Genomic DNA, 25,645 nt, shown 5'->3' with positions numbered 1-25,645 from the left:
TCGCATGCAAGAGCGGCAAACGGCGAGCCTGCCTCTCGAAGGTGTACGCGTGCTCGACTTTTCGATCATGCTCGCGGGTCCCTATTGCGCACGTCTGCTCGCCGATGTTGGTGCCGAGGTGATCAAGATCGAGCCGCCGGAAGGCGACGACATGCGGCTCCGGACGCCGCTCCGCGACGGCCACAGTGCCTATTTCGGCCAGCTCAATGCTGGAAAGCATAGCCTTGCCCTCGACCTGAAGAGCGCCGATGCCATCGAGCTGGTGCACCAGCTGGTCAAGGAAACCGACATTCTGGTCGAAAATTTCCGGCCCGGCGTCATGGACCGTCTTGGCCTCGGCCACGAGGCGCTTCGCGCGATCAATCCGCGCCTGATCTATTGCTCGATTTCCGGCTATGGGCAGTCCGGCCCCGCCGCGGAGCGCGCGGCTTATGCCATGATCGTTCATGCCGAAAGCGGCTTCGATCGCTCCTTGATGCGATATGCAGGCGATCGGGATCGGCCGGCGGCCGGCGCCGTCTTCGTTGCGGACGTCCTCGGTGGTATCTTCGGTTACTCTGCAATCCAGACGGCACTGGTTCAGCGCACGCGGACCGGGGTGGGGCAGCGGATCGACGTTGCGTTGATGGACTGTATGCTGAACCTGCTCGTCTACGAATTGCAGGAAGCGCAGTTCCCGATCAGCTCGCCGCGCGCGGCCTACGGTCCGGTGCGGGCCCTCGATGGCGACGTTCTGATCGCGCCGATTACGCCGAGAAACTTTACCGCGCTCTGCGAGGTGACGGGGCAGAGCGAGCTCGCCGATGATGCGCGATTCAAGACCGTGCCGGCGCGGGGCGCAAATTGGACTGCGATGATGCAGATCGTCGAGAAGTGGACCGAGCAGCATACGGTGCGCGAGTGCATGGCCGCACTCGACAAGGCCGGCGTTCCCAGCGCCGAGTATCGCGACCCGGGTGCGACGTTGACCGACCCGCATCTCCTGCAGCGCGGTGCCTTTGCCACCATCGCGGACGGAGCGGGAGAGTTCACGGGCGTGAACGCGCCCTGGAAGATGTCGGGCGCGCCGACATCCATGCAGCGCGACATTCCCGCGATCGGCGCGCATCGCGATGAATTGCTGTCGCGGGTGCTGGGCCTGTCTGGCGAGGCGATCTCTCGCCTCGCCGAAGCGGGAGCGTTCGGAAGCCGCGGCGATCGAAAAAGCGGGCGGCAGACATAATTCGAAGTCGGCTCGACGGTGATACCGCTCGGGGAGCGCGTCTTGTCTCCGCCCGTCGTAGTGCGAGCGTGGTGGGCGGCAGCGCCGTGCTGCTGATACAGGCGCTACCCCCATCGCTTTACGGATTTCCCTAGAGCTGCAAAACGGGTTTGACTGCGACCATGGGGCTCGCAGCTGCCATTCTGACAACGAGAAATTCTGTAACGATCTCAATGGGCCAAAACTGCCGAAAATGTCAGAACGGCCTTTGAAAACACTGCAGTTTTTCGAGCCTTCCAAGCTGAATACGAGGGTTCGATTCCCTTCACCCGCTCCACGATTTTGTGCGCCACGATACGATCTAGTGCGATTTGGCACGCCTTTATGCGCGCGTCCCCTCGCCGTCGATCCGGCGCGCCGATTGAGATCAACCTCTCCTAGAAACTTATCCCGCTGTCCGCTTCGCCTTCCACGGCGGGAATAAGGTTCGCGGCGAGAAAGTCCACGAAAGCTCTGAGCTTGGGAGCGAGATGCCGGCTCGACGGCCACAGCACCCGAAGCGGTCCGGAGCGGTCGGTGTAGTCGTCGAGCACCGTGACGAGCAGGCCTTCACGAAGTTGCCGGCCGATGGCGAAGTCAGGCAAATAGGCGATGCCCAGGCCTTGCTCGGCCATATAGATCAGCGGCTCAAGCGTGCTTGCGACCGCCGTTTTCGGCAGCTCAATCTCGACGCCGGCCTGCTCAGGCGGCAAGGGCCATTGCTCGAACCTTCTGCTGGTCGGAAACCTGTGGTGCAGACAGGCATGAGCCTTGAGGTCATCGGGGGTTTTGGGAACACCTTTGGCCGCGAGATAAGCCGGGGCCGCCACCAGGCGCCGGCGATAGGTGCCCAAGGCCCGCGACATCAAGCGCGTGTCGCCGGCGTCGGCGAAGCGCACCACGGCGTCAAAACCCTCCTCGATCACATCGATGATCCGATCGCTGAAATCGAGATCCAGCATGATCTCGGGATAGGTCCGCATGAACGCCGCGAGCGTCGGTATCATCAGCATGCCGACCAATGGCAGACCGACACGCAGCGTGCCGCGCGGGGCCTCGTGTGTCTGCGACAGCTCAAGCTCCGCTGCTTCGATTTCAGAAAAGATGCGCCGGCACCGATCGAGGAACAGGGCGCCTTCCGCGGTGAGTGTGATGCTGCGCGTGCTGCGATGGAAGAGGCGCACGCCGAGCCGTTCCTCCATCCGCGCCACGGCCTTGCCGATCGCCGATGACGACACGCCAAGCTGCCGTCCCGCAACCGTGAAGCTTCGGGTTTCGGCGGCCCGAACGAACGCATTGAGCGATCCCAGACTGTCCATCCGCGAACTCCATATCGGACACCTATGTCCGATATGTTTGGAATTATGGCCTGTTTTTCAATTGGTCGAGAACGCTCATCTTGGGGCCAACGCCGCAACCGACCCCTCTCACAACACCCGGTTGGATACGGCGGCCAGAGAAATCTTTTCTTATCAAGGAGATAAATCATGCCATCATCAGTCGTTCTCATCACTGGGGCCCTCACGGGCATCGGCCGCGCTGCGGCGGTCTCGTTCGCGAAAGCGGGCAATCGCGTTGTTGTTTCTGGGCGCAAGCCGGATGCCGGCGAGGCACTGGTTCGCGAGCTCCGTTCGTTCGGTGCCGAAGCCGAATTCGTCCAGGCCGATGTGCGCAAGGAAGACGATGTCCGTCGTCTCGTCGACCGCACCGTCGAGCGCTTCGGGCGCCTCGATATCGCGGTCAATAATGCCGGCACCGAAGGTAAACCCGGCCCGATCACGGAGCAGACCGCGGAAAGCTATTCCGCGACGTTCGACACCAATGTTCTCGGCGTACTCCTGAGCATGAAGCACGAAGCGCGCGTCATGCAGGGACAGCGCAGCGGGACCATCATCAACATCTCCTCGACCTATGGGCACGAGGGCGCGGCGGGGGCCCCGATCTATGTCGGCAGCAAGCACGCGGTCGAAGGCATTACCAAGTCGGTGGCGCTCGAGCTCGCGAAATCAGGGATACGTGTCAATGCGGTGGCGCCTGGCCCGATCGACACCGGCATGTTGACCCGCTTCACGGGCACGCCGGAGAACAAGGCGGCGCTGACGGCGACCGTTCCGATGGCGCGTCTCGGCCTCTCGGAAGAAATCGCCAACGCGATCGTCTTCATCGCGTCGGAGGGAGCCTCCTACATCACCGGCCATGTCCTCCACGTCGATGGTGGCAAGAGCCACTGACTCTAAGGGCTTTCTCGTTCGCGCTTCATCGATCGGGCTTGGTCACGGTAGTCGATTGTTGCGACCAAACCCGATTGGCGCGCAACGCATTTCAAATAGTGGGAGGAGCCCGATGGGCAACGTAGTGACGAAGCACAGCATTTCTTCCGAACTGGCACAGAAGATGATCGATCAAGCGGTGGCAAAAGCCAGACAAATGGGGGTCGCCGAGAACGTCGCGATCCTCGATGACGGCGGCAATCTCAAGGCCTTTGGCCGGATGGATGGGGCCCCGATCCTTTCCATCGAGATTGCGCAGAACAAGGCGTACACAGCTCTGTTCGGCGTCTCCACCCAGGACTTTTTCGACTTTATCCAGCGCGACCCGTCGCTTCTGGCTGGGATCCCCACGCTTGCGCGTGTGGCGGCGTACGGAGGAGGTTTTCCTATCAAGGTGGACGGAGAAGTCGTCGGGGCAATCGGTGTGAGTGGGGCTCCCACGGTGCAGCACGACGTCGATTGCGCGAAAGCAGCCCTTGCGCTCGTGGCCGATGTGATGCGAGCCGAATAATTGGAGCTCAGATCACGATGATTCACGGCCGTCCAGAAGAACAAGCCCTATGAGCACACCTTCGGAGAGCGCGATAGTGACCACCCGCACCTGCCAACACGGAGACAAGTCATGACTGACAAGCCAGTGAAGATTCCGGGGCCGGACCACCCGATTTCGATCGAGGCGAACCCGTCTCGCATCGTGGTCAAGGTCGGCGGAAAAATCATCGCCGACACAAGCGCTGCGTTGACACTTCGCGAGGCGTCGTATCCGCCCGTTCAGTATATCCCCCGTCGGGACGTCGATATGGCCGCGCTTATGCGCAGCGAACACACTTCGTATTGCCCCTACAAAGGCGACGCTTCCTACTACAGCATTCCTGCTGGCGGTGCTCGCTCACGCAACGCGGTGTGGACTTATGAGGCTCCTTTTGAAGCGATGGCGCAGATCAAGGATTATGTCGCCTTCTACCCGGACCGGATCGACGAGATAAGTTAACCGGCGAGAGGAAGGAGCATAAGAGATGGCGTCGATGGAAGAAAGGAACAGGCGCTTGTCCTCGAAGCATTCAATACACTCTTCAACAAACGGGATTATGCGTACAGGAACCGACCAGAGGCCGGTCTCGACATCTTCAGCTAAGCGATAAACAATGGTTCGTCGGGCCCAGCTGCGTCCAATGAAACGTCCAAACAAAGCGTCCAACACAAAAACTGGCTGCGCGTCTAAGCTTATGGTATGCAATTGAAAATCCGATCGGATAATTCGAGTTGGCGCGCTTCACGCGCTCCAGCCGTTTCAAAGAGAGGGTCGGATTTTCATTCTGACCAATGGACTGCTTTACACGTTCTGATGCTCGCCTTCCGATCGCATGTTTCACGTGTCTCTTAATACGCTGTCGTATTTCCCGCACTGCTCTGCTTCTTCGCTGATCACTATTGCGCAGTGAGGCTGCGCGGAGGCTGGAACCTGGTCTGTCCGGGGTTCGTCGTCTGGGTAAGTGCTCAGACCTTTCCATGTTAGCGTCATCAAGTTCTTCTGATCAGACATTTCGATTTGCGCTTCAATGTGCCAGGTCGGAGTCGGGCGCTCTTTCTTGCGGGAAGGTGGTGACGCCGTTCTGCACTAGCGGATCGCTGGGAATAACATGCCCGCCGGAATGCCTCAGCATAAGGGGGGCCTTGAAGAAACCCGCAAGATGTTCGGAATGGCTGCTCGGGACTATCAAGTCCGATTTGCCGATGATGTGAACCGAGGGCAAATCGTATTGCGATTTCCGTTGATATAGATCTGCGTGACTGCCGTCGTTGCTGGCAAACCCGCCGACCATGATTGCGAAATCGAACGAGATCCCGCCTTCCGCACGGTGATTTCTTAAACCGACAAGAAGCGACGTGAGCGTAGCTCCCTGGCTAAAACCGAACACGCCGTCGAACGGACCGCTTTGCTCAAACAGCGAAATCATCCAATCTTTCGTTTCGGTCCACCCTTCGTATCGCCTCGCCGATCCGACAACGCCGACGTGCTTCCGATTACGATCCTCGGTCGAAACAGCGTGCCACCAGCCGAAGCGCCCGGTCGAGAGGGACGGCGCGTCTACGCAGACGAACTCGGCGGACAGCTCCAATCCTTTCGTAAGGGGTGCCATCTGCGTCTGAAGCATTTTGGCATGCCCGTGATATCCGTGAAGGCAGAGAATCCGAAGCCTGCGCATATGAGTCCGGAAAGTCAGTTATGGCGTCAATACTTGCGCAATAGATTTGACGGCATTTACTACATGTCATCGATTACAGGAATCACAAGTTTTACATCGCAGATGAAGATATCGGACCGGGCGGTGACGGTTCGCTCGTTGCCATCGGATGGGCGCGTCTCTCGACGACCTCATCCCGGTGGAACGCTGCAACTCGTTCCGCCGTTGCCTGCCAAAGTGCTTGCAGCGCTTGGGGATCGTCGCCTGGCGCCACAGCGGCGAGCCGTGACGCGTCACTGACGGAAAAGTAGCCGCCTGTCACACCAGCGAAGGCGGGATCGCTGGCGAGGCTGACGATGATTCCCGCGCCGCGTTCGGGATTGCCGACCTTTAGCCAAGTCAATAAACGCTCGAGTGGTGCTGCGAACCAAAGTTCGCGCCCGAGATCCGTCACGTTGAATCCGGGACAGAGGCAGTTTACCGCTACTCCGGTCCCCGTCAGCCTGCGCGCCAGTTCCATCGAGAACATGATATCCAACAACTTGGTCTGACCGTAGATCACCGAGGAGCCTCGAGCGGAGAACTGGCGTTTGTCGACGAGGGCGGCGAGTGGGTCAAAGCCGGCGCCTTGCCGGGAGGCTTCCGATGCGACGGTCACGATGCGTGAGGGCGCTGACCTGACAACTGTCTCAAGCAGGATATTCGTGAAAAGCCAGGGCGCTAGATAATTGACCGCGACCATCTCCGGATAGCCGTCCTTAGTGACGCGGGGTTTGAACGCATGAATCCCGGCATTGTTGATCAGCACATCGATCCGGCTGTGGCGTGAGGCGATCTCGCGTCCGAGTGCGGCAACCGAGGCCAGATCGCCGAAATCACCGTAGTGTATATCGACCTTTGTTCCGGGCGCGGCGCGTTCGATGATCTCTATTGTGGAGTCGGCCCTGGTTTTGCTGCGGGCAGTGAGAACCAGATCTGCGCCTTTCTCCGCAAGCGCAACCGCGGTGCGTTGGCCGATGCCGCTGGTTCCGCCGGTTAGCACGACGGTGGGACGAGGCGGCGACATAGGCGCTCCTATTTTGGTGGATATATATCCACTATGTAATGATGGTGGCTATTTGTCAACTAATCTGGCAATGATTAGGGAACCGATAGGCAGGCGTGGAATCATGATTTCGCATTCGAGCAAAGCACCACGGGATGGAGGCAGGCGAGAAGAGCGCATTCGGGGGCTGGGTGCCGTATTGAACGCGCTGGTGAGCCAGTCCCGTGCTCTGACGGCACAGGCGTCGGAAACATTTTCCGCCGGGCTGCAGCCGGCAGCGTTCCATATCGCGCTCTGGCTCAAGTCGTACGGCCCGGCCAAGCCGAGTGCCGTAGCGGAGGCAGTGGGCATGGACCGCAGCGCGGCAAGCCGCCTTACTCGCGAGTTGGTGCGCTTGGGGTTGGCTGCGACGTCGACTGACCCCTCCGATCGAAGAAGCATTGTGCTGTCGTTGACCGCCGATGGCCGTCGGCGGATGGAACTCGCGACGCAGGCCAAAGGCGCTGCGTTCCGGACGAGGGTCGCATCCTGGAGCGAGGAAGACCTGCTGCTGTGTACTGATCTACTGCGAAGGTTGCTCGACGTGCCAGCAAACGCGGGTGGCGAGTCGAGATGAGGTTCAACGGTCGGCGACGAAGGAGACTGCCAAAATGGACGACACGACACTGGGCGCCTATAATCGGGATGCCAAGGCTTTCGCGGATGATTGGGCCGCCCAACCGGCACCGATCGATCTGCACAACGTGGTGGTTCGGTTTTTCATCCCCGGTCCCACTGCGGATGTCGGTTGCGGCAGCGGTCGTGACGCCGCCTGGCTCGGCGCTCGAGGCTATCCGACCGTGGGCTTCGATGCGTCTGACGGACTTCTGGCCGAAGCGCGAAGCCGCCATCCGCAGATCGAGTTCAAACGGGCAGTCCTTCCAGCTCTTGATGGGATTCCGGAGGCAAGCTTCACCAACGTCCTCTGCGAGACCGTCATCATGCATCTCGAGCCCGAAGCCATTGCGCCAGCGGTCGAGAGGCTTCTGGCCATCCTTGTCCCAGGTGGCGTGCTCTACCTAAGCTGGCGAGTGACCGAGGGGGCCGACAGGCGGGACGAGCACGGGCGCCTTTACGCTGCTTTTGATCCGGAGCGCGTGCTTCGTGCGTTGGAGACGACGCAGATATTGCTGGACGAACAAGTAGGCAGCGTCTCGTCGGGGAAGTTGATTAGGCGCATCGTGGCGGCAAAGAGCAGCGTGCATTCTTGACCGGATTCGACGGTTCGAGATCCGTTTCCCCTTCATTTCGGACCGATTGTCGTCAAGGACCGGTCGGAGATAGCCAGTCAAGGAGATAGCCAGTCAATAGGGGAGGTGAAAAGGACGTACATGGGCTCGCAGCCGCCATTCTGAGAAGGAGAAATTCTGTAACGATCTCAATGGGCCAAAAACGCCGAAAATGTCAGAACAGCCTTTGAAAACACTAGAAGATTTCCCGACTTCCAAGCTGAATACGAGGGTTGGATTCCCTTCATCCGCTCCACGATTTTGTGCGCCAATCTACGATTTTGTACGATGTGGCAAGCCTTTTAGCGACGTCCTGGTGCCCAGAATTGGTTTCGAGGCATGCGCGGGGTCAAAGGACTTCGCGTCGCAGACGCATCGATCATGCCACGCCTGGTCTCCGGGAATACCAACGCGCCGACGATGATGATCGGCGAGCGGGCCGTTTCATTTTGGGCAAGGAAACCGTCTTAGCCCAATGCGGCAGGTTGGCGGTTCAAGAGGGACTCCTCCGCGGCGGGCGCGTGCTGTCACGCAGCATCAGCGTGGCGGGAAGCTTGATGTCCTTCCGCGGCCCCACTCTGCCGTTCGTCATCAGCGAGATCAGTTCGGCCGCGGCGGTGGCTCCGAGGTCGCGACGGGGCTGGACGATGGTCGTCAAGGTCGGCTCGCAATAGTCGGCATAGGCAATGCCATCGAAGCCCACGACGGAGAGATCGTCCGGGATCTGGAGGCCGGCGGTGTGCACCGCCTTGATCAGGCCGATTGCCATTTCGTCATTGGCCGCAAACAGCGCGGTGGGACGCGCTACGGGCTCGAGCGCCAGCAGCGCCCGGCCGGCCTCGACGCCGGCGCGGAAGGTGAAATCGCCGCGCAGAATCAATCCCGCATCGGCCGCAATCCCCGCCTCGCGCAAGGCCTCCCGATAGCCTTCGAGACGCTGCTGCTCGAGGATGTTGGATTTGGGCCCGGACAGATAGGCGATATTTGTGTGGCCCAGTTTGATGAGGTGTTCCACCGCCTCGCGCGCAGTGTCGACGTTGTCGATCGTGACCTGCGGGAACTTTTCGCCAGGAATATACTCGCAGGCCGCAACCAGCGGCACGCGCGCATCGCGCAAGTCGCGGGCGGGGCTGCGCATCACATGGCCGCACAACAGCAGCACGCCGTCGGCCTGACCGGCGCAGACCAGATCGACGTAGCGTGCCTCCTTCTCGGGCGAGCCGGCCAGATTGGCGATGATGAGTCCGTAGTCGGCGGCCGATAGGGTATCGTCGATGCCCTGGAGAACCTCGGCAAAGAACGGGTTGGCGATGTCCGGCACCGCCACCAGCACGACCATGGTCTTCCGGACGCGCAGGTTCCTTGCGGAAATGTTCGGCATGTAGCCGGTATCACGCACCGCAGCGAGCACGCGCAGGCGGGTTTCCTCAATCACGACTTCGGGGCGGGCAAGCGTCCGGCTGACGGTCGCAACCGAGACTCCTGCCAGCTGTGCAACGTCCGCGATCCTGGCCGCCTTTTGGCGTGTCACTCTGGTTCGCTTGGCCATATCGAGGTTCGCGATTTCGGCGTCATGACGGGACTTGCAAAATCTCGACGTTCTGCTAGCGTGACGATGTAATCGATTACATGCGGCATGTAAAGCCGTAGCGAGCCCATAAGGGCCGTAAGACGAATTGCACAGGTCTGCAAAAGGCCAATCCGGGAGGGAATGATGAAGCGCACGTTGTTCGCATCGGTAGCGATTGTCGCCACGGCCTGGGCCTCGGCGCCAGTTTCCGCAGAAGAGATGAAGGCGGAGGTCATCCACTGGTGGACCTCCGGCGGCGAGGCGGCCGCCGTGAAGGTGTTTGCCGATCAGTTCACCAAGGCCGGCGGCACCTGGATCGACAGCGCGGTCGCCGGCGCTGCGAATGCGCGAAACGCCGCGATCAGCCGCACCGTCGCCGGCAATCCGCCGACCGCCATGCAGCTCAACACCGGCAAGCAGTTCGACGAGTTGGTGGAGGGCGATCTGCTCGCCGATGTCGATGCGATTGCAACCGAAGGCAACTGGAAAGGCGTGATGCCCGCCGCAATCATTGCCGCGGCGACCCGCAAGGGCAAGATGTATGCGGTGCCGATCAACATCCATGGTCAGAATTGGCTCTGGTACAACAAGGCTGTGCTTGCCTCCGTCGGCGCCGACGAGCCGAAGACCTGGAATGACGCGATTACCATTCTCGACAAGCTCAAGGCCGAGGGCAAGGTGATCCCGCTGGCCTTCTCAGGCCAGAAGAACTGGGAACAGAATCTGTTCAACGCGGTCATGATCGGCGCTGGTGGCGCGCAGATGTGGACCGGCATCCTCGGCAAGCGCGACACCTCGCTGGCGCAGAGCGCCGAGTTCAAGGCGGTCGCCGTCACTTACAAGAAGCTCAAGGACTATGTCGATGCCGGCGCGCCCGGCCGCAACTGGAATGACGCGACTAACCTCGTCATCCAGGGCAAGGCCGGAATGCAGATCATGGGCGACTGGGCCAAGGGCGAATTCATCGCGGCGGGCAAGGTCGCCGACAAGGACTATGGCTGCACGGTGCTGTCCAATGGCAGCGGCGGCTATGTGATGGGCGGCGACGTGTTCGTATTCCCGAAGGCGAAGGACCCGTCTACCACCAAGGCGCAGATGACGTTGGCGAGACTGATGCTGACGCCCGAGACCCAGATCCAGTTCGCGCTGAAGAAGGGCTCGATCCCGGTGCGTAGCGACGTCGATACGTCCGCACTCGACGCTTGTGCCCAGAAGGGCATGCGCTATGTCGCAGACAAGGCCCAGCAAATGCCGTCCGGCGACATGCTGGCGCCGCCGGCGCTGATCGGCGCGCTGCAGGATGCGATCTCGCAATATTGGAACACCAGTATGAGCGCCGATGAATTCTCCGCCAAGGTCGCTGCGGTGCTGAAGTCCCAGGAGTGATGCATCACAATAAGGGCGGCCGACGAACTGCGGCCGCCTTTCGTGCCCGTCGACCTCTCCTCAATCCGGCGATGCGATGCGTCTTTCGCTGAACTCCCGACTTTCCGCGATCTCCGCGCTCCTGCCGGCGCTGCTGGTGATGCTCGTCGTCTATATGGGCGCCACCAGTTGGACCGTGTGGATATCGCTGACCAATTCGCGCATGCTGCCGAACAACAATTTCATCGGGCTCCGGCAGTACGAGACGTTGTTCAACAACGATCGCTGGATCACCTCGGTCCACAACATCGTCATCTACGGTGTGCTGTTCGTTTCGCTCGCGCTTCTGATCGGCTTCCTGCTGGCCGTTGCGATCGATCAGCGGGTGCGCGCCGAGGACACGATCCGTTCGATCTATCTTTATCCCTATTCGATGTCCTTCGTCGTAACAGGCCTCGTCTGGCAGTGGCTCCTCAATCCGACGCTCGGCATCCAGCATGTGTTGCGCAGCTGGGGCTTCGAAGGCGCGACGTTCGACTGGATCGTGCGGCCGGAGACCGCGATCTATTGCCTGGTCATCGCGGGCGTCTGGCAGGCTTCCGGCCTCGTGATGGCGATCATGCTCGCTGGCTTGCGTGGCGTCGACGAGGAGATATGGAAGGCCGCGCGGGTCGACGGCCTGCCGAAATGGCGTGTCTATGTGTCGATCATCATTCCGATGATGGGCGCAAGCTTTGCGACCGCCGCGGTGCTGCTGTCGACCGGCGTGGTGCGCCTCTACGACCTCTCGGTCGCGATGACCAATGGCGGGCCAGGCATCGCCTCGGAGGTACCCGCCAAATTCGTCATGGATCATTTGTTCGAACGCGCCAATATCGGGCTTGCGACGGCGGCGGCCACCACCATGCTGATCACGGTGATCGCGGTGGTCGCGCCCTATCTCTACTGGCGCGCGCGCAAGGGAGAGCTGCGATGACCGCGGTGGCGCAGCTCTTGCCCGCCTCTCGCCGGCCGAAGCGCATGACCCCGGCGCGCTGGGGCCTCTATGCCTTCATCTTCATTACCGCGCTCTACTTCCTGCTGCCGCTGTATGTGATGGTCGTCACCTCGCTGAAGCCGATGGCAGAGATCCGGCAGGGCAATCTGTTGGCCTTGCCGGCGGCTCCCAGCATCGACGCATGGGTCAAGGCCTGGACGTCGGCGTGTACCGGCCTGACTTGCCAGGGCATCAAGATCGGCTTTTTCAACTCGCTGCGCATCCTGGTGCCGTCGGTCGGCATCTCCATTCTGATCGGCTCGCTCACCGGCTATGCGCTATCGCTATGGCGTCTGCCCGGCGCCAACATCCTGTTCGGCGCGATGATGGTGGTCGCCTTCATCCCCTATCAAGTGTTCATCTATCCGTTGGTGCGCGTGTTCTCCTTCACCGGGCTCGGGCAGTCGCTCCTCACCATCGTGATCATCCACACGATCTTCGGCCTTCCGACCATGACGCTGCTGTTCCGCAATTATTTCGCGTCGCTGCCGGTCGAGTTGTTCAAGGCGGCCCGCGTCGACGGCGCCGGCTTCTACCAGATCTATGCGCTCATCATGATGCCAATGGCCACGCCCATGATCGTGGTCGCGGTGATCCTGCAGACCACCGGCATCTGGAATGACTTCATCCTGGGGCTCATCTTCGCCGGCCGCGACAATTTGCCGATGACGGTGCAGCTCAACAACATCGTCAATTCGACGCAGGGTGAGCGCGCCTACAATGTCGACATGGCGGCGACGCTGTTGACCGCGCTGTTGCCGCTCGTCGTCTATTTCGGCTCCGGGCGTTGGTTCGTGCGCGGCATTGCCGCCGGCGCCGTGAAAGGCTGACGCACCATGCAGAAATCGAGCGTCGATATCAGGAGCCTGCAGATCGGCTTTGGCGGCCTGAAGGTGCTGGAAAATCTCGATCTCCACGTTGGTGCGTCCGAGTTCCTCGTGCTGCTTGGGCCGTCCGGCTGTGGCAAGTCGACTTTGCTCAACGCCATCGCCGGGCTGATCGACGTCAAGGGCGGCGAGATCCATATCGGCGGTCGCGATGTCACCTGGGCAGAACCGAAGGATCGCGGCATTGCAATGGTGTTCCAGAGCTACGCGCTCTATCCGCGCATGAGTGTACGGCGGAACATGTCGTTCGGGCTGAAGGTCGCGGGCACGCCGCAGGGCGAGATCGAGCGCCGCGTCGGCGAGGCCGCGCAGATGCTGCGTCTCACCAGTCTCCTCGAGCGCCGTCCCAGCGAGCTCTCCGGCGGCCAGCGTCAGCGTGTCGCAATCGGACGGGCGCTGGTGCGTCATGCCGGTGTCTATCTGTTCGACGAGCCGCTATCCAATCTGGATGCCCAGTTGCGCGCGGAGCTCAGGGTAGAGATCAAGCGGCTGCATGCACGGCTCGGCGCCACCATGATCTACGTGACGCACGACCAGATCGAGGCGCTGACGCTCGCAGATCGCATCGCTGTCATGCAGGGTGGCGTGATCCAGCAACTCGATACGCCAAAGAAGATCTATCGCGAACCGGTGAACCGCTTCGTCGCTTCCTTCGTCGGCTCGCCCGCGATGAACTTCATTCCCGGCAGGCTCGAGCGCGGCGGCGAAATGGGGTTCGTCGCCGGCGTAAACCGGCTTGGCCTGAACGGCTACGTCTTTCGGAGCCAGCCCACCGACGCACCGGTCGTTCTTGGCATCCGCCCCGAGCATATCGAGATGACGGGGGCCGACGATCCATCCTCGGTGCCTGCCCGTGTCGAGATGGTCGAGCCGATGGGGGCCGACACGCTCATCTGGTGTCGTCTTGCCGACGGCACCGCCTTTTCCTTCCGCCGCGACGCCGACGCGCAGGTGCGTGCAGGCGACGCGCTCGCCGTCCGATTCCCTGCCGACGCCCTGTCGCTGTTCGACGAGGCAAGCGGACAACGCCTCTAAATCCTCCACGCAGCCGAAAGCGAGACATGACCACACCGATCGACCGATTTTCCATCCAGCTCTATTCCGCCCGCTCCATTAACCCGCTCGAGGCACAATTCGCGCTGCTGTCCAGCCTCGGCTACACAATGGTGGAGCCCTGGGGCGGACTGTTCAACGATCCCGAGACGCTGAAGAAGCTCCTCGATGTCCACGGGATGACTGCGCCGAGCGCCCACGTCGGCCTCGACCGGCTGCGTGAGGATACGGTCGGTACGGCGAGGATGTGCAAGCAGCTGGGGATCGAGACCGTCTTCGCGCCGGCCCCGCCATTGGGTGAGCGTGAGGGTGGCGAAAAGGAATGGCGCGGGATCGGGCGCCAGCTTGCGGAGATCGGCAAGGCGGTGACCGGCGAGGGGCTCAAGTTCGGCTGGCACAATCATCATTGGGAATATGGCCGCACCGGAAGCGGCCAGACCTATCTCGAATGTCTTTTCGAGGAGGCTCCCGACCTCGTCTGGGAGGCTGATCTCGCATGGATCGTGCGCGGCGGTGGCGATCCGGTCGCCGAGATCAAGAAGCATGCGCAGCGCCTGGTCGCCTGCCACATCAAGGATCTCGCACCATCGGGACAATGCGCCGATGAGGACGGCTGGGCAGATCCAGGCCACGGCATCATGAATTGGGTTGCGCTGCTCGCGGCGATGAAGGAGGCCGGGGTCTCCCTGTTCGTCGCTGAACACGACAAGCCTAACGACGTCGCCCGTTTCGCGCGCCGGGCGCGCGAGACCGTGTCGTCATGGACGTGACGGGGGATCGGATCATGGGTAAGCTCGGTGTCGGCATCGTCGGATGCGGCAACATCTCGACGATCTACATGCACAACATGCCGAAATTCCGCGATCTCAAGCTGGTCGCCTGTGCCGATCTGCGGCCGGAGGCGGCACAAGCTCAGGCAGCGCAGTTCGGCATCGAGGCGTTGTCGATCGAGGCGCTGCTGGCGCGTCCCGACATCCAGATCATCGTCAATCTCACCACGCCGAGTGCGCACCACGGCGTGAGCCACGCAGCGCTCGGCGCCGGCAAGCACGTGTTCGGCGAAAAGCCGATTACGGTGGAGGCCAACGACGCCGTGACCTTGGTCGCGGAGGCGTCGCGCCGCGACCTGAAGCTCGGCTGCGCACCGGATACTTTCCTTGGCGGCGGCGGACGGACGGCACGCCAGTTCGTCGATACGGGTCGGATCGGCAAAGTGCTCTATGGCACCTGCTTCCTGATGTCGCATGGCATGGAGCATTGGCATCCCGATCCAACCTTCTTCTTCAATCCGGGCGGCGGGCCGATCCTTGACATGGGGCCGTATTACCTTGCGGCCCTCATCAACCTGTTAGGGCCGGTTGCTTCGGTGCAGGGACGTGCGAGCGCAGGTTTCGCCAATCGGCTCGTTACCTCGAAGGGGCCGATGAACGGCAAGACCATCGCGGTGGAAACGCCAACGACAGTGATGTCGCTGCTGCATTTCGAGTCTGGCGCCGACATCATCTTTGCGATGAGCTGGGACGTCTGGAAACACGGACATCCGCCGATCGAACTTTACGGCACCGAGGGCTCGCTGCGCGTGCCGGATCCCAACTTCTTTGGGGGCGCGGTGCAGTACACCGAGAAAGGCGGCGACTGGATCTCGGTCCCAGCCGACGACCGGCCGTTCGGCAAGCCCAACTGGCGCTCGCCGAATTGGGCCGATCATATACCGAACCAGGCGAACTATCGTTGCCTCGGCATCGCCGAACTCGCAAGTGCGGTGCTGCGCGGCACGCCACACCGCTCCTCCGGCGCGTTGGCGAGTCACGCGCTGGAGGTGAAGCATGCGATCCTTAAGGCCGGTGCCGAAGGCGGGGAGATCGCAGTGCGTTCGCGCGTCGAGCGACCGGCGCCGCTGTCCGACGTCGACGCGATGGCGTTGTGGGGCGAGGAGACGTTCTGAATCGCGTCAGTCCCTCAGATGATTGCCCGGCGACAGACATTGGGTGAAATGCCCGCTCTGTCTCCTGGAACCAGCGAGGGGAGGCGGGTTTTGGTGGAATATCGAGCTCGGCGGGCGCGTGCTGCCGGAGCGTCGACGGCAGAAGGAAGCATTCGATGAAGATGATCAAGGGACCAGCGATATTCCTCGCTCAGTTCGCCGCCGACGCGGCGCCGTTCAACTCCTTCGACTCGATCTGCGGATGGGCCGCCTCGCTCGGCTACAAGGGGGTTCAGATTCCGAGCTGGGATGGGCGGCTCATCGATCTAAAGAAGGCCTCGGAGTCGCAGACTTATGCCGACGAGCTGAAAGGAATCGCAGCCCGCCACGGCCTTTCCATCACCGAGCTCTCGACCCACCTCCAGGGTCAACTCGTCGCCGTCCATCCGGCTTATGACGCGGCGTTTGACGGCTTCGCTGCACCTGAAGTCCGCGGCAATCCCAAGGCGCGTACCGAGTGGGCCGTCGATCAGGTCAAGCGCGCGATCGTTGCCTCCAAGCGTCTCGGGCTCACCGTGCACGCGACCTTCTCTGGCGCGCTTGCCTGGCCCTACATCTATCCATGGCCGCAGCGTCCGGCCGGCCTCGTCGAGGCCGCCTTCGACGAGCTCGCAAAGCGTTGGCGACCGATCCTTGACCATGCCGACGAGCACGGCGTTGATCTCGCCTACGAAATCCATCCGGGTGAGGATTTGCACGACGGTGTTTCCTACGAAATGTTCCTCGAACGTGTGAATGATCACAAGCGCGCGAACCTGCTCTACGACCCGTCGCATTTCGTGCTGCAGCAGCTCGACTACCTCGACTACATCGACATCTACCACGCGCGTATCAAAGCCTTCCATGTCAAGGACGCCGAGTTCAATCCGACCGGCCGCCAAGGTGTTTACGGCGGGTTCCAAAGTTGGGTCGACCGTGCCGGCCGCTTCCGCTCGCTGGGCGATGGACAAGTCGATTTCGGCGCCATCTTCTCGAAGTTGACACAGTATGACTACGGGAGCTGGGCGGTGCTCGAATGGGAATGCGCGCTGAAGCATCCTGAGCAAGGTGCGCGCGAGGGCGCGGAGTTCATCAATAACCATATCATCCGCGTCACCGAAAAAGCGTTCGACGATTTCGCAGGTTCCGGTGCGGACCAGCAGGCGAACCGCAAGATGCTGGGCATCTCCTGAGCGAGGGGAACAATATGGCTATCGAAGCAAGCAATGAGGCTGGCGGTCATCGTCGTATCCGGCTCGGCATGGTCGGTGGCGGCCAAGGAGCCTTTATCGGCGCTGTGCACCGCATCGCGGCGCGTATCGACGACCAGTTCGAGCTCGTTGCGGGCGCGCTTGCTTCCGATCCGGTTCGGGCCAAGGCCTCGGCGAAGGAACTCGGCATTGCCGACGATCGCGCCTATGGCTCCTTCGAAGAGATGGCGAGGGTCGAAGCCGCGCGAGCGGACGGCATCGAGGCGGTCTCGATCGTAACTCCAAACCACATGCACAGCCCGGTCGCGAAGAGCTTCCTTGAAGCCGGAATCCACGTGATCTGCGACAAGCCGCTGACGACGACCGTCGCGGAGGCCGAAGAGCTGGTGGCGCTCGTCAAGAAGAGTGGCAAGGTGTTCGTGGTGACGCACAACTATACGGGCTATCCCATGGTCCGGCAGGCCCGCGCCATGGTCGCGAATGGCGACCTCGGGGAGATTCGGCTGGTCCATGCCGAATATCTCCAGGATTGGCTGACCGAGCGATTGGAGGCGAGCAGCCATAAACAGGCGGCGTGGCGCACGGATCCGGCCCGGTCCGGCGCCGGCGGATGCATCGGCGACATCGGCACCCACGCCTACAATCTCGCCTGCTTCGTCACCGGGCTCGAGCTCGACGAATTGCTCGCGCAACTGTCGACTTTCGTCGAGGGGCGGCGCCTCGATGACGATGTCCAGATCCTCCTCAGGTGGAAAGGCGGCGCCAAGGGCATGCTCTGGGCGAGCCAGGTCGCCGTCGGCAACGAGAACGGTCTGACGTTGCGTGTTTACGGCAGCAAAGGCGGCCTCGAATGGGCGCAGGAGAATCCGAACCAGCTCTGGTTCACGCCTTACGGCCGGCCGAAGCAGCTCCTGACCCGGGGCGGCGCCGGCGTCTTGGGCGACGCGGGTCGGGTCACCCGCATCCCCTCTGGCCACCCTGAGGGTTACCTTGAAGGTTTCGCGACCATCTATGCTGAGGCGGCGCGCGCCATCTACGCGGCGGAGACCGGCGAAAAGCCGGATCCCGACGTGATCTTCCCAACTATTGAGGACGGCCTGGAAGGCGTGAAGTTCATCGAAGCTGCCGTGAAGTCCGCGACAGGCAAAGGCGCTTGGGTTCGGATGACGTAACTTCCGCCATTAGACTGTTCCCCGCACGTCTCGAACTCAGGCACCGGCAACAGCATTGGCGTGGCAACGCAATCAGCAAAGACAGCACCATCACCGCATTCCGGCTCAACTAGAGCACCGTTCAAGCGTCGTGTGGCCTCGGCTTACCGGCCAGCGCATGGATATTTTCAGCGTCAAGCAGCGCCGGTACCTTACCGTGGTCGCGGTAGAGGACGGCCAGCGGCCCAACCCTCCGACAATTATCGACGGTGCATGCACGCCTGCACATACTCTCTGATGGCGGGATCAATGTTGCTCCTACTAAGACCCATAGCGCGGGCCTCGTCTTTGCACCTTTCCAATTTGGCTGCGAACGCTGGATTGTTCGCGACCGCGCACTGACGGCGCTCCGGACCGGGGGGATATTGCTTGCAGTTTTGCGCATGAGCACTTGAGCTGCCGAGAACCAGTGAGACGGCAATCAGCGTTCGGAGCAGCACCATGTCATTTCTCCTCGGCGGTTTTCCACTAGGCAGAGGCTCCAATAACGGCAGAGCGCGCGCAAGCGCGTTCAGTTGCTCGGCCTCGTTCTCCAACCATATTCCTGATGCGGAATCGTTGCGGTGATATCGACGTCTTTGTCGGCAGACTGGCGCCACGCTGCCACCCCGAGACATACGGTCAACGTCAAGGCCGTCGCCAACAGCAGTACGGATAAGAACTGGCTCACGCGCACCCCCGATAGGATCGCGGCGCGACAGCCGCGCATGGCAAGTCGATTCGGAAAATGCAGGCGCGCTGACCTAAGGTACGTTTTCCCCAGGTTGAAATTCGTTGGCCGCGCCATTGACCCGCCGCGACTCAGGCAGAACTAGCTTTCGCCATTTTGGATGCCCGAGTGTTCGAGTGATTTTGATTTCATTACGTTCAGGCGGACTAGCGCGAGCGCAAGGGTCAAAAGGTGGTTCAATCTTGCCTGCCATCCCCAGGAGCAATACTGTGCCTTTGCGAGAGATGGCACATATCTCCATGGACGATTCGCCTATGTTCATTCCGCCGCGAATTCCCATCGAAGAATTGGCCGAGGCCGACCAAGAGCAGGCGAGGCACGTCGACCGTCTGCTCATGATGTTAGGCGCCTACGTGGATCGATTCAGCGCCGCGCTTGAGTTGATCGATTCCAGTGCGGAGCACCGCAAGATTGCCAAGCAAAAGCGCGATCTGGATCGAAAAGATCCGGAACTCATCAAGCGCGATCCTAACACGCCCGAGAAAGTTCAGGACGCCTATAAAGCAAAGGACAATCTTCTCAGTACGTGGCAATCGATCGACCAACGCGACGCCATCATGACGATCTGGGACTTTGCCAAAACGGTTTACGAAATTCGTCGATCCCTCGAACGCTGTAAAAGCCTCGACGACAAGGTCAGTAAGCCACAACTAGAAAAGGTCATGGCTGGCCTATCCAAACACTTTCCAGATCGGAAGGAGGCGCGAGATACAGCAGCGCATCCGGCCGACTTCACTAGCGAGAATCCAAATGCGATTGAGAAGCACAAGCTAAAGACTGATTTTACAGCGCCGGGCCTAAGCACTGTGGCCGGTACCTTCCTGTTCGGAGCAACCTTTGAAGATGGCTCGGTCGTGTTCTCGCACGAGGGCTCAACGGTGCAGGCCAAAGTCAACAGGGAGAGTCTGGACGCACTTACGTCCCTCCGGGACGAAATGTACGCTTGCTTCAAGGAGGCTGCAGAGCCGGCCGTTGTTAAGAACCTGAAGGCCATGACGGGCCGGGACCAAGACGAGAGCCATCGTCGCTAACCCGCCCGCGACTCAGGAGCCGGCTCCTCGGTAGGAGTGGCGACCAACTAAGGGCCGCGAGCAAGACAGGCTCTTGACCGCCGTCATCAACGTCAACATCGTGTATCCGGCGAGCTAGGACCGGTGGATCGTGACACCGCGGCGGCGAATGAAACGTGCCCTTCCGAGCTAGAAAAATCTTCTCGATTTTAGCAGAACGATTGGCTTGCTTGGATCAAAGAGCAAGGTCGGCTCCGCGTCTACTTCTAGGAAGGTCAAGATATAGAGAGGGATCTGTTGTGCGCTTGAGGTATTGTCCGGTGTCACAACGTTGACGTTCAAGCAAATCAAGACTTGGTCCCCGACCTTGGCAGAGAACACGCTCTTCGGAATGCGAAAGGGCGCTCCGCGGCGATCCTTTTTACTTGCCATTGTTGGAGTGGTGACGACAATTTCGCTGGGCTTCAGGACGAATGGCTGCGCGTCTAAAATTATCGGAAACTCCTGAAATTGCAGGGGGCTTGCGCATGTCTTGTTCGCAGCAGGGTTCAATCTTCTAGATAGGCCGGACACGGTGGTAACCGCTGCGCTGCGATTTCCGGAATTGATGAAGGAAAATTGTTGGCCTCCTTCTATCAGCGTATCGCCATTTGTGTCCGTTGAGACGTACGGAGGATCGCCAATCATGACTCTAACGTCATCAACCTGAAGCAGTGCATTGATGTAAAATGTGACCAGCGAGACGGCCAGCGAAATTACGGAAATACCAACCGGCAGCCAATCGCGACCAGCCGGCTTCACCGGTTCAAGTCGGGATTTATTTTTTTGAAAGCGTCCAGCAGACGGTCGCGGTCTGCGCTCATGGAGTGTCTGACGGCATGTTTTTTTGCCCGTGAGCTTGATGGTGTTATTGACCAGCGCTGGGGGCGATCTGCAAGATTGTTAGAGCGTCCCCGGTCTGGATCAGGATCTTCCTTTCAGGCGCAGGAACGGCCATTCCGATTGTGTCGCGAGTGACGATGCGAAACCCATGAGAGCCGAGGTACGATCCAAACTGATCAGTGACGGCCTGATCGCTTACTGATCCTATCCCGCGAAGCACTATCGGTTTGCCCTTGGGAAGCTGCTGCGCCAACTGTTCGGCAGTTGTCTCTGAGAAAACGAGGCGCTGAGGTCCATTGAACACGTTGTTGATGGTGCCGCTGTTCACCGCAGCACCGCCGGGGCCGACAGAAACCGGGCCGTTGACGCAGTCGGTCGATGCGGCGCTCGCCTTCCAACGCCACAGCGCCGCCGGTCCGATGAGAGGCCAGCGGCGGATTCCGGCTGCATCGTCAACTTTCGAACGGGGCTGCGTGGATGATGTCGCATACGTTCGGAATCTCAAGACCATGCACGAGACGCCGCCCGATGTCGGCCAGGCCAGTACCAATCGCCGTATGCGGCTTCTTTCTCGCGACTTCGGCCAACGCTTCCGTGAACGCTGCTTTCATTCCGATCCGCGGATAGAGAGCGAGGGTGTCGTCGATCAGGGATGGTGTGATTTCCTCCATACGAAGTCCCATGACGTCGACATGGGCGCCGAAATGGACGAGCGCGACTTCCGATTGCTTGCGGTCGGCGATGTCGGCGAGGGCGTGGAGTGCGATGGCATCCCAGACGATCTCGGCTTTCGCCTTCGGGCAATCGTTCGCAAGCAGGAAACGGGTTGCGGCGTCAGCACCATCCACTTCAAATCGCTTGTCGGCGGCGTGCGACGCCGAAAGGCCGAGGTCATGGAGCAGCGAGGCGATGTAGAGAAGCTCGCGATCGTACTTCATCTCTCTTTTTTGGCCGAGGAACTCGGCAAACCACCACGTCCGATGCACATGATTGAGCAGCACCTGGGAATGGGCCTGCTTTGCCAGCGCAGCGGCTTTGCGAGCGAGATCTGAATCCGGAGCGATAATCCCTCCGATGGCGACAGGTTTACTCATATATCCTCCTTAAGATTTAAGCCTCACAGGTTTGCAAGCCGGCTCAGGTTCGCTGATGGGCCGGCTGCTTGGTTTTGCCGTCCGTCCGGTTCGGCTCGTCTGCGACCTGTGTGGCGAATGCGTCGATCAGATCGCCAAGCTCCTGCGGAGACTCCAGCGGCGAGAGATGGCCGGTACCCGGCAAGACGTGGAGCACGGCGTGCGGAACGCGCGACAGCAGCTCCACTTTGAGCAAATCCACACTGTCGACCCGGTCGAGTTCGCCCGCGATGACGAGCGTGGACACATCGATGGCAGCGACATCGCGGGTGATGTCCTCCAGGCTGGTGGACCGCGGCCACGCCGCCTTTGCTTGTGGGGCGCCACGCAGGCTGTCTTCGATCACCTGCTCTCGGTCCTTCGGGTTGAGAACCTTGGCAGTCAGCATTTGGTCGATCGCCGCGCCGATGCTCTCGCGTGTCGCATAGACACTTGCCATCGCCTCACGTGCCTCGGGGGGCATAGCCATGGGCTGAGGAGGCGAGGGGGCGACGAGAACGAGACCAGCCAAGCCATTTGGACGGCGCGAAGCCATAAGCTGAGCGACCTTGCCGCCCATCGAATGGCCGATGAGGACGTATCGATTGAGCTCCAACGCCTCGATCACGCCCTGCGCGTCGCCGGCGAGATCGGCCAAGCCATAGCCGCTGGCAGGAGCGTCGGATTCGCCCCAGCCGCGATGGTCCGTCGCAAAGGTGCGGTGCGACTTCGGTAAAGCCGCAATGACTTTGCCCCAGGTGCGCGACGAGCCTCCATAATAGTGAAGAAACACGAGGGCGACGTCGCCACTGCCCTGCTCCTCAACGTGAATCCGAATGCCGTTCGCGGCGATTTTCATGGCGATCTCCTTGACCTTCGCAGGGCCGGCGGGTGTCCGGTCGGGCTTAAAGGCGAAGGTAGATCGCGTGGCTTTGGTCGATAATCTTCATATTTCTACCAGGATATGATAACCTGATTATCGAATGGAGGAACCATGGATCGCTTCACCAGCATGGCCGTGTTCGTTGTCGCCGCCGAGGAGGGCAGCCTGATCGGAGCCGCACGGCGCTTCGGCCTGTCGGCCTCCATGGCCGGCAAGCATGTCTCCGCGATCGAAGCCGACCTTGGCATCCGGCTGATGCAGCGGAGCACCCGTCAGCTCAGCCTGACCGATGCGGGCCGTGCCTATTACACGCGCTGCAAACGTATCCTTGAGGAAGTCGACGATGCGAACCGCGAGGCCAGCGATGCGCAACAGGTCGTTCGCGGCGTGCTGCGTGTCGCTGTGCCCTTGACCTTCGGCGCTATGCATCTGGGCGGCGTCCTGGCCCGCTATCTCGAGCAGCATCCTTCAGTCGCTGTCGAAGTCATGCTCAGCGATCGCTACGTCGACCTTCTCGGCGAGGGGATCGACGTCGCGATCCGGATCGGCCGGCTGCTCGACTCCGATCTCGTCGCCAGACGCCTGGCGCCTTGCCGCATGGTGTTCTGTGCATCGCCCGATTTTCTCAATCGATACGGCACCCCGAGGAACGTTGAAGAGCTGCGCCGAGCGCCTCGGCTGGCTTTCAGCGAAGCCGTCTCGGCGGGCGATTGGATGCTGACGGACCCTGAGGGCCAGTCTCATCTGATTGACGGACCGGTTCGCATGGCCGCGAATAACACGCAAATGCTTCTTGCAGCTGCCCTCGCCGGAGCCGGTCTCGCCTATGGCCCGACCTTCGTCTTCGGGGAGCAAATTGCGGACGGAGACCTGATCGCTTTGCTGCCTGACCATCGCACGTCCGAGCTGGCGATCCACGCGCTGTATCCGTCCGCGCGCAATATCTCGCTGAAAGCGCGCCGCTTCATCGACCACCTGATCGCGAGCTTCGGAGCTGATCCGCCCTGGGATCGTGCGTCAGCAACGTCAGGCCGGACCAGGGTCTAGATGGCCGCCACGGCTGTGGATTGCCAACACTGTTCGTCTAAGGGTTGCGATCTCGGTTCGGCGAAGCGGGACGCTGCAGGTGAGATCCGCAGGAGTCCCGGACAATGAGCGAGGTCTGGAGCCGCGTCGTGCTCGGTGGCTTGTCCGGATCCTTGATGCGCTCGAGCAGCAGATTGGCTGCGACCCGGCCGATATCGAGGCAGGGCTGGGCGACGACCGTCAGCCGCGGCTCGAAGCTGTCGGCCCAATCGAAGTCGTCGAAGCCGACAAGCGCGACGTCGCGCGGCACCGCGAACCCGCCGCGACGCAGGCCCCGCATCACCCCGATGGTCGCGAGGTTGTTGCCCGCGAGAATGGCCGTCGGCCGGTGCGCGACCCGCATCAGACCTTCGGCCGAGTCCGCGGCCGAGTCGATGTCGATCGAGCCGGGCGCGATCAGATCATCCTCGGCGTCGATGCCGTGCCGGGCGACCGCCGAACGGTAGCCGGCAATGCGTTCGAGGGTCGTGGCGAAGCCCGGCTGGCCCGGCACCATTCCGATCCGCCGATGCCCCAAACCGACGAGATGATCGACGAGCCGCTCGACCGATTCCGCGTTGTACACGCCGACCTGATCGAATTCCGCCGACACGAGTCGGTCGACGAGCACGGCCGGTATCTTGTTCTCCCTGAGGTAGGTGACGGAGCGTTCGCTCGACGTCGTCGACGGCGCGAGGATGATGCCGTCGACGCGGTGCTGATGCAGCGCCTGCACGACCTGCAGCTCCCGTTCCGGAATGTCGTGGGTGTCGGCAACGCGCGGCTCCGCGCTGACCGAGGCTGGTGTCACGTTCCGCGACCACGCTGCCCGGGTCTGCGCCGAAATCGATGTCGCGCGGGAGACGATCCTGCCCGCAGGAGACCTGCGCGGTCGCCTTCGTATCGCAGCGCCGCTGACCTTCGGCCCGACGCTGTTGGCGCCGGTGTTTGCTGAGCTGGCGCGGCGCCATCCGCTGCTCCAAGTCCATGCGAGCTACAGCGATCGCTTTGTTGACCTTGTCGGGGAGGGCTTCGACTGTGCGGTGCGCGTTGGCTATCTCGGCGATTCAAATCTGGTGGCGCGGCGCGTCGGGCCGATCCATGGCGCCCTCGTGGCAAGCCCGGATTATGTCAGGGAGCATGGAGCGCCCGAGACGCCGGACGATCTCCTCGCGCATCAGGCGCTCATGCAGGGTACGGAAACCTGGCAGTTCATCGACGGGAAGAAGACAATCTCCATTCATCCGCAGGGGCGCTTCAAGGCGGACAATGGCACCGCTCTTGCCGTTGCCGCGGTCGCAGGGCTCGGAATCGCCTGGCTTCCGCACTGCCTCGTCGAGGATCCTTTGGCTTCTGGCGCTCTCGTGCCGGTGATGACACACTATCCTCCTCCGACAGCCGGATTGTTTGTCGTCCGGCCACCGGGACAACACCCCGCGCGAAAAGTCCGCGTTCTCACTGAACTGCTGATCGAGCATTTCGGATAGTTGAGGGTTATTCAGCTGCGATCTGCGACCGCCATGGGCTGCGGCGCGTTCAGACGATCACTGCAAAATGACCGGGTTGGCCAATCCGGCAAATGGATTTGTGGATCGCAATCCTTGATTGAAGTTGATTGATACCATAATACCGTCATCGGCGGAAGCGATGCATGTGGT

The 25,645-nt window shown here is 61.2% G+C and carries 26 protein-coding genes and 1 pseudogene; 18 read left to right on the top strand and 9 right to left on the bottom strand.

Annotation, left to right across the window (positions count from 1 at the left end; genetic code table 11):
- Positions 1-4 precede the first annotated feature (4 nt).
- Positions 5-1,222, top strand: coding sequence for a CaiB/BaiF CoA transferase family protein (locus tag V1280_RS10905; RefSeq protein ID WP_334522926.1), 1,218 nt, complete (start codon positions 5-7; stop codon positions 1,220-1,222).
- 416 nt (positions 1,223-1,638) lie between these two features.
- Here the strand turns inward: V1280_RS10905 and V1280_RS10900 are convergent, their stop codons facing one another.
- Entirely contained in the window at positions 1,639-2,559 is a 921-nt protein-coding gene (locus V1280_RS10900; protein WP_334522923.1) for a LysR family transcriptional regulator, read from the bottom strand.
- 168 nt (positions 2,560-2,727) lie between these two features.
- Here V1280_RS10900 and V1280_RS10895 point away from each other — a divergent pair, with 168 nt between their 5' ends.
- The 3 genes from V1280_RS10895 to V1280_RS10885 all read left to right on the top strand — a co-directional run bounded on the left by V1280_RS10895 (position 2,728) and on the right by V1280_RS10885 (position 4,501).
- Positions 2,728-3,471 carry an SDR family NAD(P)-dependent oxidoreductase gene (locus tag V1280_RS10895; RefSeq protein ID WP_334522920.1) on the top strand — a complete coding sequence of 248 codons (744 nt, stop codon included), beginning with the start codon at positions 2,728-2,730 and terminating at the stop codon, positions 3,469-3,471.
- A 112-nt stretch (positions 3,472-3,583) separates the two neighbouring features.
- Positions 3,584-4,021 carry a GlcG/HbpS family heme-binding protein gene (locus V1280_RS10890; RefSeq protein WP_334522917.1) on the top strand — a complete coding sequence of 146 codons (438 nt, stop codon included), beginning with the start codon at positions 3,584-3,586 and terminating at the stop codon, positions 4,019-4,021.
- A 111-nt stretch (positions 4,022-4,132) separates the two neighbouring features.
- Positions 4,133-4,501: a DUF427 domain-containing protein gene (locus V1280_RS10885; protein WP_334522914.1), complete on the top strand. Its 369-nt coding sequence runs from the start codon at positions 4,133-4,135 to the stop codon at positions 4,499-4,501.
- 565 nt (positions 4,502-5,066) lie between these two features.
- On the opposite strand, the gene V1280_RS10880 is transcribed toward V1280_RS10885, so the two are convergent.
- Together V1280_RS10880 and V1280_RS10875 are read right to left on the bottom strand one after the other, a co-directional pair.
- Positions 5,067-5,717 (bottom strand): hypothetical protein, encoded by a 651-nt coding sequence (locus tag V1280_RS10880; protein ID WP_334522911.1) that lies wholly within the window; start codon positions 5,715-5,717, stop codon positions 5,067-5,069.
- Between the two features lie 91 nt (positions 5,718-5,808).
- On the bottom strand, positions 5,809-6,762 hold the full coding sequence (locus V1280_RS10875; RefSeq protein WP_334522908.1) for an SDR family NAD(P)-dependent oxidoreductase: 954 nt from the start codon (positions 6,760-6,762) through the stop codon (positions 5,809-5,811).
- Between the two features lie 103 nt (positions 6,763-6,865).
- Between V1280_RS10875 and V1280_RS10870 the strand changes: the two genes are divergently transcribed.
- The 3 genes and pseudogenes from V1280_RS10870 to V1280_RS10860 form a co-directional block, all read left to right on the top strand.
- Positions 6,866-7,357, top strand: coding sequence for a MarR family winged helix-turn-helix transcriptional regulator (locus V1280_RS10870; RefSeq protein ID WP_334522905.1), 492 nt, complete (start codon positions 6,866-6,868; stop codon positions 7,355-7,357).
- Between the two features lie 34 nt (positions 7,358-7,391).
- Positions 7,392-7,991, top strand: a complete 600-nt coding sequence (locus V1280_RS10865) for a class I SAM-dependent methyltransferase (RefSeq protein WP_334522901.1) — start codon at positions 7,392-7,394, stop codon at positions 7,989-7,991.
- Positions 7,992-8,348: 357 nt separating this feature from the next.
- Positions 8,349-8,480: pseudogene (locus V1280_RS10860) on the top strand (GMC oxidoreductase); the annotation flags it as partial.
- Between the two features lie 22 nt (positions 8,481-8,502).
- On the opposite strand, the gene V1280_RS10855 reads toward V1280_RS10860, so the two are convergent.
- Positions 8,503-9,540 carry a LacI family DNA-binding transcriptional regulator gene (locus V1280_RS10855; RefSeq protein WP_334522898.1) on the bottom strand — a complete coding sequence of 346 codons (1,038 nt, stop codon included), beginning with the start codon at positions 9,538-9,540 and terminating at the stop codon, positions 8,503-8,505.
- Positions 9,541-9,723: 183 nt separating this feature from the next.
- Between V1280_RS10855 and V1280_RS10850 the strand changes: the two genes are divergently transcribed.
- The 9 genes from V1280_RS10850 to V1280_RS10810 all read left to right on the top strand — a co-directional run bounded on the left by V1280_RS10850 (position 9,724) and on the right by V1280_RS10810 (position 20,066).
- The gene (locus V1280_RS10850) at positions 9,724-10,965 is read left to right on the top strand and encodes an ABC transporter substrate-binding protein (protein ID WP_334522895.1); all 1,242 of its coding nucleotides are present in this window, start codon (positions 9,724-9,726) and stop codon (positions 10,963-10,965) included.
- Between the two features lie 76 nt (positions 10,966-11,041).
- Positions 11,042-11,920, top strand: coding sequence for a carbohydrate ABC transporter permease (locus V1280_RS10845; protein WP_334522892.1), 879 nt, complete (start codon positions 11,042-11,044; stop codon positions 11,918-11,920).
- Positions 11,917-12,810: a carbohydrate ABC transporter permease gene (locus V1280_RS10840; protein WP_334522888.1), complete on the top strand. Its 894-nt coding sequence runs from the start codon at positions 11,917-11,919 to the stop codon at positions 12,808-12,810. Before V1280_RS10845 ends, V1280_RS10840 begins: the two co-directional genes overlap by 4 nt.
- 6 nt (positions 12,811-12,816) lie before the next feature.
- Complete coding sequence (locus V1280_RS10835; protein ID WP_334522885.1) at positions 12,817-13,902, top strand: ABC transporter ATP-binding protein; 1,086 nt, start codon at positions 12,817-12,819, stop codon at positions 13,900-13,902.
- 26 nt (positions 13,903-13,928) lie between these two features.
- Positions 13,929-14,690, top strand: coding sequence for a sugar phosphate isomerase/epimerase family protein (locus V1280_RS10830; RefSeq protein WP_334522880.1), 762 nt, complete (start codon positions 13,929-13,931; stop codon positions 14,688-14,690).
- Between the two features lie 14 nt (positions 14,691-14,704).
- Entirely contained in the window at positions 14,705-15,865 is a 1,161-nt protein-coding gene (locus tag V1280_RS10825; RefSeq protein ID WP_334522877.1) for a Gfo/Idh/MocA family protein, read from the top strand.
- A 155-nt stretch (positions 15,866-16,020) separates the two neighbouring features.
- A complete protein-coding gene (locus tag V1280_RS10820; RefSeq protein WP_334522874.1) occupies positions 16,021-17,076 on the top strand; it encodes a sugar phosphate isomerase/epimerase family protein in 1,056 nt (351 codons plus the stop codon).
- Positions 17,077-17,090: 14 nt separating this feature from the next.
- Positions 17,091-18,266, top strand: coding sequence for a Gfo/Idh/MocA family protein (locus V1280_RS10815; RefSeq protein ID WP_334522871.1), 1,176 nt, complete (start codon positions 17,091-17,093; stop codon positions 18,264-18,266).
- A 1,008-nt stretch (positions 18,267-19,274) separates the two neighbouring features.
- The gene (locus V1280_RS10810) at positions 19,275-20,066 is read left to right on the top strand and encodes a hypothetical protein (protein ID WP_334522869.1); all 792 of its coding nucleotides are present in this window, start codon (positions 19,275-19,277) and stop codon (positions 20,064-20,066) included.
- A 168-nt stretch (positions 20,067-20,234) separates the two neighbouring features.
- Here the strand turns inward: V1280_RS10810 and V1280_RS10805 are convergent, their stop codons facing one another.
- From V1280_RS10805 to V1280_RS10795, 4 genes are all read right to left on the bottom strand, one after another.
- Complete coding sequence (locus V1280_RS10805) at positions 20,235-20,846, bottom strand: hypothetical protein (RefSeq protein WP_334522866.1); 612 nt, start codon at positions 20,844-20,846, stop codon at positions 20,235-20,237.
- A 106-nt stretch (positions 20,847-20,952) separates the two neighbouring features.
- Entirely contained in the window at positions 20,953-21,255 is a 303-nt protein-coding gene (locus V1280_RS46755) for a hypothetical protein (protein ID WP_442895119.1), read from the bottom strand.
- A gap of 124 nt (positions 21,256-21,379) precedes the next feature.
- On the bottom strand, positions 21,380-21,865 hold the full coding sequence (locus tag V1280_RS46750) for an HD domain-containing protein (RefSeq protein WP_442895224.1): 486 nt from the start codon (positions 21,863-21,865) through the stop codon (positions 21,380-21,382).
- Positions 21,866-22,064: 199 nt separating this feature from the next.
- Positions 22,065-22,898, bottom strand: coding sequence for an alpha/beta fold hydrolase (locus V1280_RS10795; RefSeq protein ID WP_334522860.1), 834 nt, complete (start codon positions 22,896-22,898; stop codon positions 22,065-22,067).
- Positions 22,899-23,033: 135 nt separating this feature from the next.
- Between V1280_RS10795 and V1280_RS10790 the strand changes: the two genes are divergently transcribed.
- Positions 23,034-23,969, top strand: coding sequence for a LysR family transcriptional regulator (locus V1280_RS10790; RefSeq protein WP_334522857.1), 936 nt, complete (start codon positions 23,034-23,036; stop codon positions 23,967-23,969).
- A gap of 37 nt (positions 23,970-24,006) precedes the next feature.
- On the opposite strand, the gene V1280_RS10785 is transcribed toward V1280_RS10790, so the two are convergent.
- The gene (locus V1280_RS10785) at positions 24,007-24,798 is read right to left on the bottom strand and encodes a substrate-binding domain-containing protein (protein ID WP_442895118.1); all 792 of its coding nucleotides are present in this window, start codon (positions 24,796-24,798) and stop codon (positions 24,007-24,009) included.
- Here V1280_RS10785 and V1280_RS10780 point away from each other — a divergent pair.
- Positions 24,755-25,474, top strand: a complete 720-nt coding sequence (locus V1280_RS10780) for a LysR family transcriptional regulator (RefSeq protein ID WP_334522850.1) — start codon at positions 24,755-24,757, stop codon at positions 25,472-25,474. The genes V1280_RS10785 and V1280_RS10780 overlap by 44 nt on opposite strands.
- The last annotated feature ends 171 nt before the right edge of the window (positions 25,475-25,645 follow it).

This window comes from Bradyrhizobium sp. AZCC 2230 (assembly GCF_036924495.1).
In the GTDB taxonomy this organism is placed as follows: Bacteria; Pseudomonadota; Alphaproteobacteria; order Rhizobiales; family Xanthobacteraceae; genus Bradyrhizobium; species Bradyrhizobium rifense.
Note: the sequence above shows the minus strand (reverse complement) of the source record. Positions and strands in the feature narration are given on the sequence as shown.

Coding starts and splice junctions, on each gene's coding strand:
- V1280_RS10865 (WP_334522901.1), top strand. CDS start 7,392: ATGGACGACACGACACTGGGCGCCTATAATCGGGATGCCAAGGCTTTC.
- V1280_RS10900 (WP_334522923.1), bottom strand. CDS start 2,559: ATGGACAGTCTGGGATCGCTCAATGCGTTCGTTCGGGCCGCCGAAACC.
- V1280_RS10890 (WP_334522917.1), top strand. CDS start 3,584: ATGGGCAACGTAGTGACGAAGCACAGCATTTCTTCCGAACTGGCACAG.
- V1280_RS10795 (WP_334522860.1), bottom strand. CDS start 22,898: ATGAAAATCGCCGCGAACGGCATTCGGATTCACGTTGAGGAGCAGGGC.
- V1280_RS10885 (WP_334522914.1), top strand. CDS start 4,133: ATGACTGACAAGCCAGTGAAGATTCCGGGGCCGGACCACCCGATTTCG.
- V1280_RS46750 (WP_442895224.1), bottom strand. CDS start 21,865: ATGAAGTACGATCGCGAGCTTCTCTACATCGCCTCGCTGCTCCATGAC.
- V1280_RS10875 (WP_334522908.1), bottom strand. CDS start 6,762: ATGTCGCCGCCTCGTCCCACCGTCGTGCTAACCGGCGGAACCAGCGGC.
- V1280_RS10895 (WP_334522920.1), top strand. CDS start 2,728: ATGCCATCATCAGTCGTTCTCATCACTGGGGCCCTCACGGGCATCGGC.
- V1280_RS10870 (WP_334522905.1), top strand. CDS start 6,866: ATGATTTCGCATTCGAGCAAAGCACCACGGGATGGAGGCAGGCGAGAA.
- V1280_RS10790 (WP_334522857.1), top strand. CDS start 23,034: ATGGATCGCTTCACCAGCATGGCCGTGTTCGTTGTCGCCGCCGAGGAG.
- V1280_RS10850 (WP_334522895.1), top strand. CDS start 9,724: ATGAAGCGCACGTTGTTCGCATCGGTAGCGATTGTCGCCACGGCCTGG.
- V1280_RS10880 (WP_334522911.1), bottom strand. CDS start 5,717: ATGCGCAGGCTTCGGATTCTCTGCCTTCACGGATATCACGGGCATGCC.
- V1280_RS10825 (WP_334522877.1), top strand. CDS start 14,705: ATGGGTAAGCTCGGTGTCGGCATCGTCGGATGCGGCAACATCTCGACG.
- V1280_RS10820 (WP_334522874.1), top strand. CDS start 16,021: ATGAAGATGATCAAGGGACCAGCGATATTCCTCGCTCAGTTCGCCGCC.
- V1280_RS10810 (WP_334522869.1), top strand. CDS start 19,275: ATGGACGATTCGCCTATGTTCATTCCGCCGCGAATTCCCATCGAAGAA.
- V1280_RS10835 (WP_334522885.1), top strand. CDS start 12,817: ATGCAGAAATCGAGCGTCGATATCAGGAGCCTGCAGATCGGCTTTGGC.
- V1280_RS10830 (WP_334522880.1), top strand. CDS start 13,929: ATGACCACACCGATCGACCGATTTTCCATCCAGCTCTATTCCGCCCGC.
- V1280_RS10905 (WP_334522926.1), top strand. CDS start 5: ATGCAAGAGCGGCAAACGGCGAGCCTGCCTCTCGAAGGTGTACGCGTG.
- V1280_RS10840 (WP_334522888.1), top strand. CDS start 11,917: ATGACCGCGGTGGCGCAGCTCTTGCCCGCCTCTCGCCGGCCGAAGCGC.
- V1280_RS10845 (WP_334522892.1), top strand. CDS start 11,042: ATGCGTCTTTCGCTGAACTCCCGACTTTCCGCGATCTCCGCGCTCCTG.
- V1280_RS10815 (WP_334522871.1), top strand. CDS start 17,091: ATGGCTATCGAAGCAAGCAATGAGGCTGGCGGTCATCGTCGTATCCGG.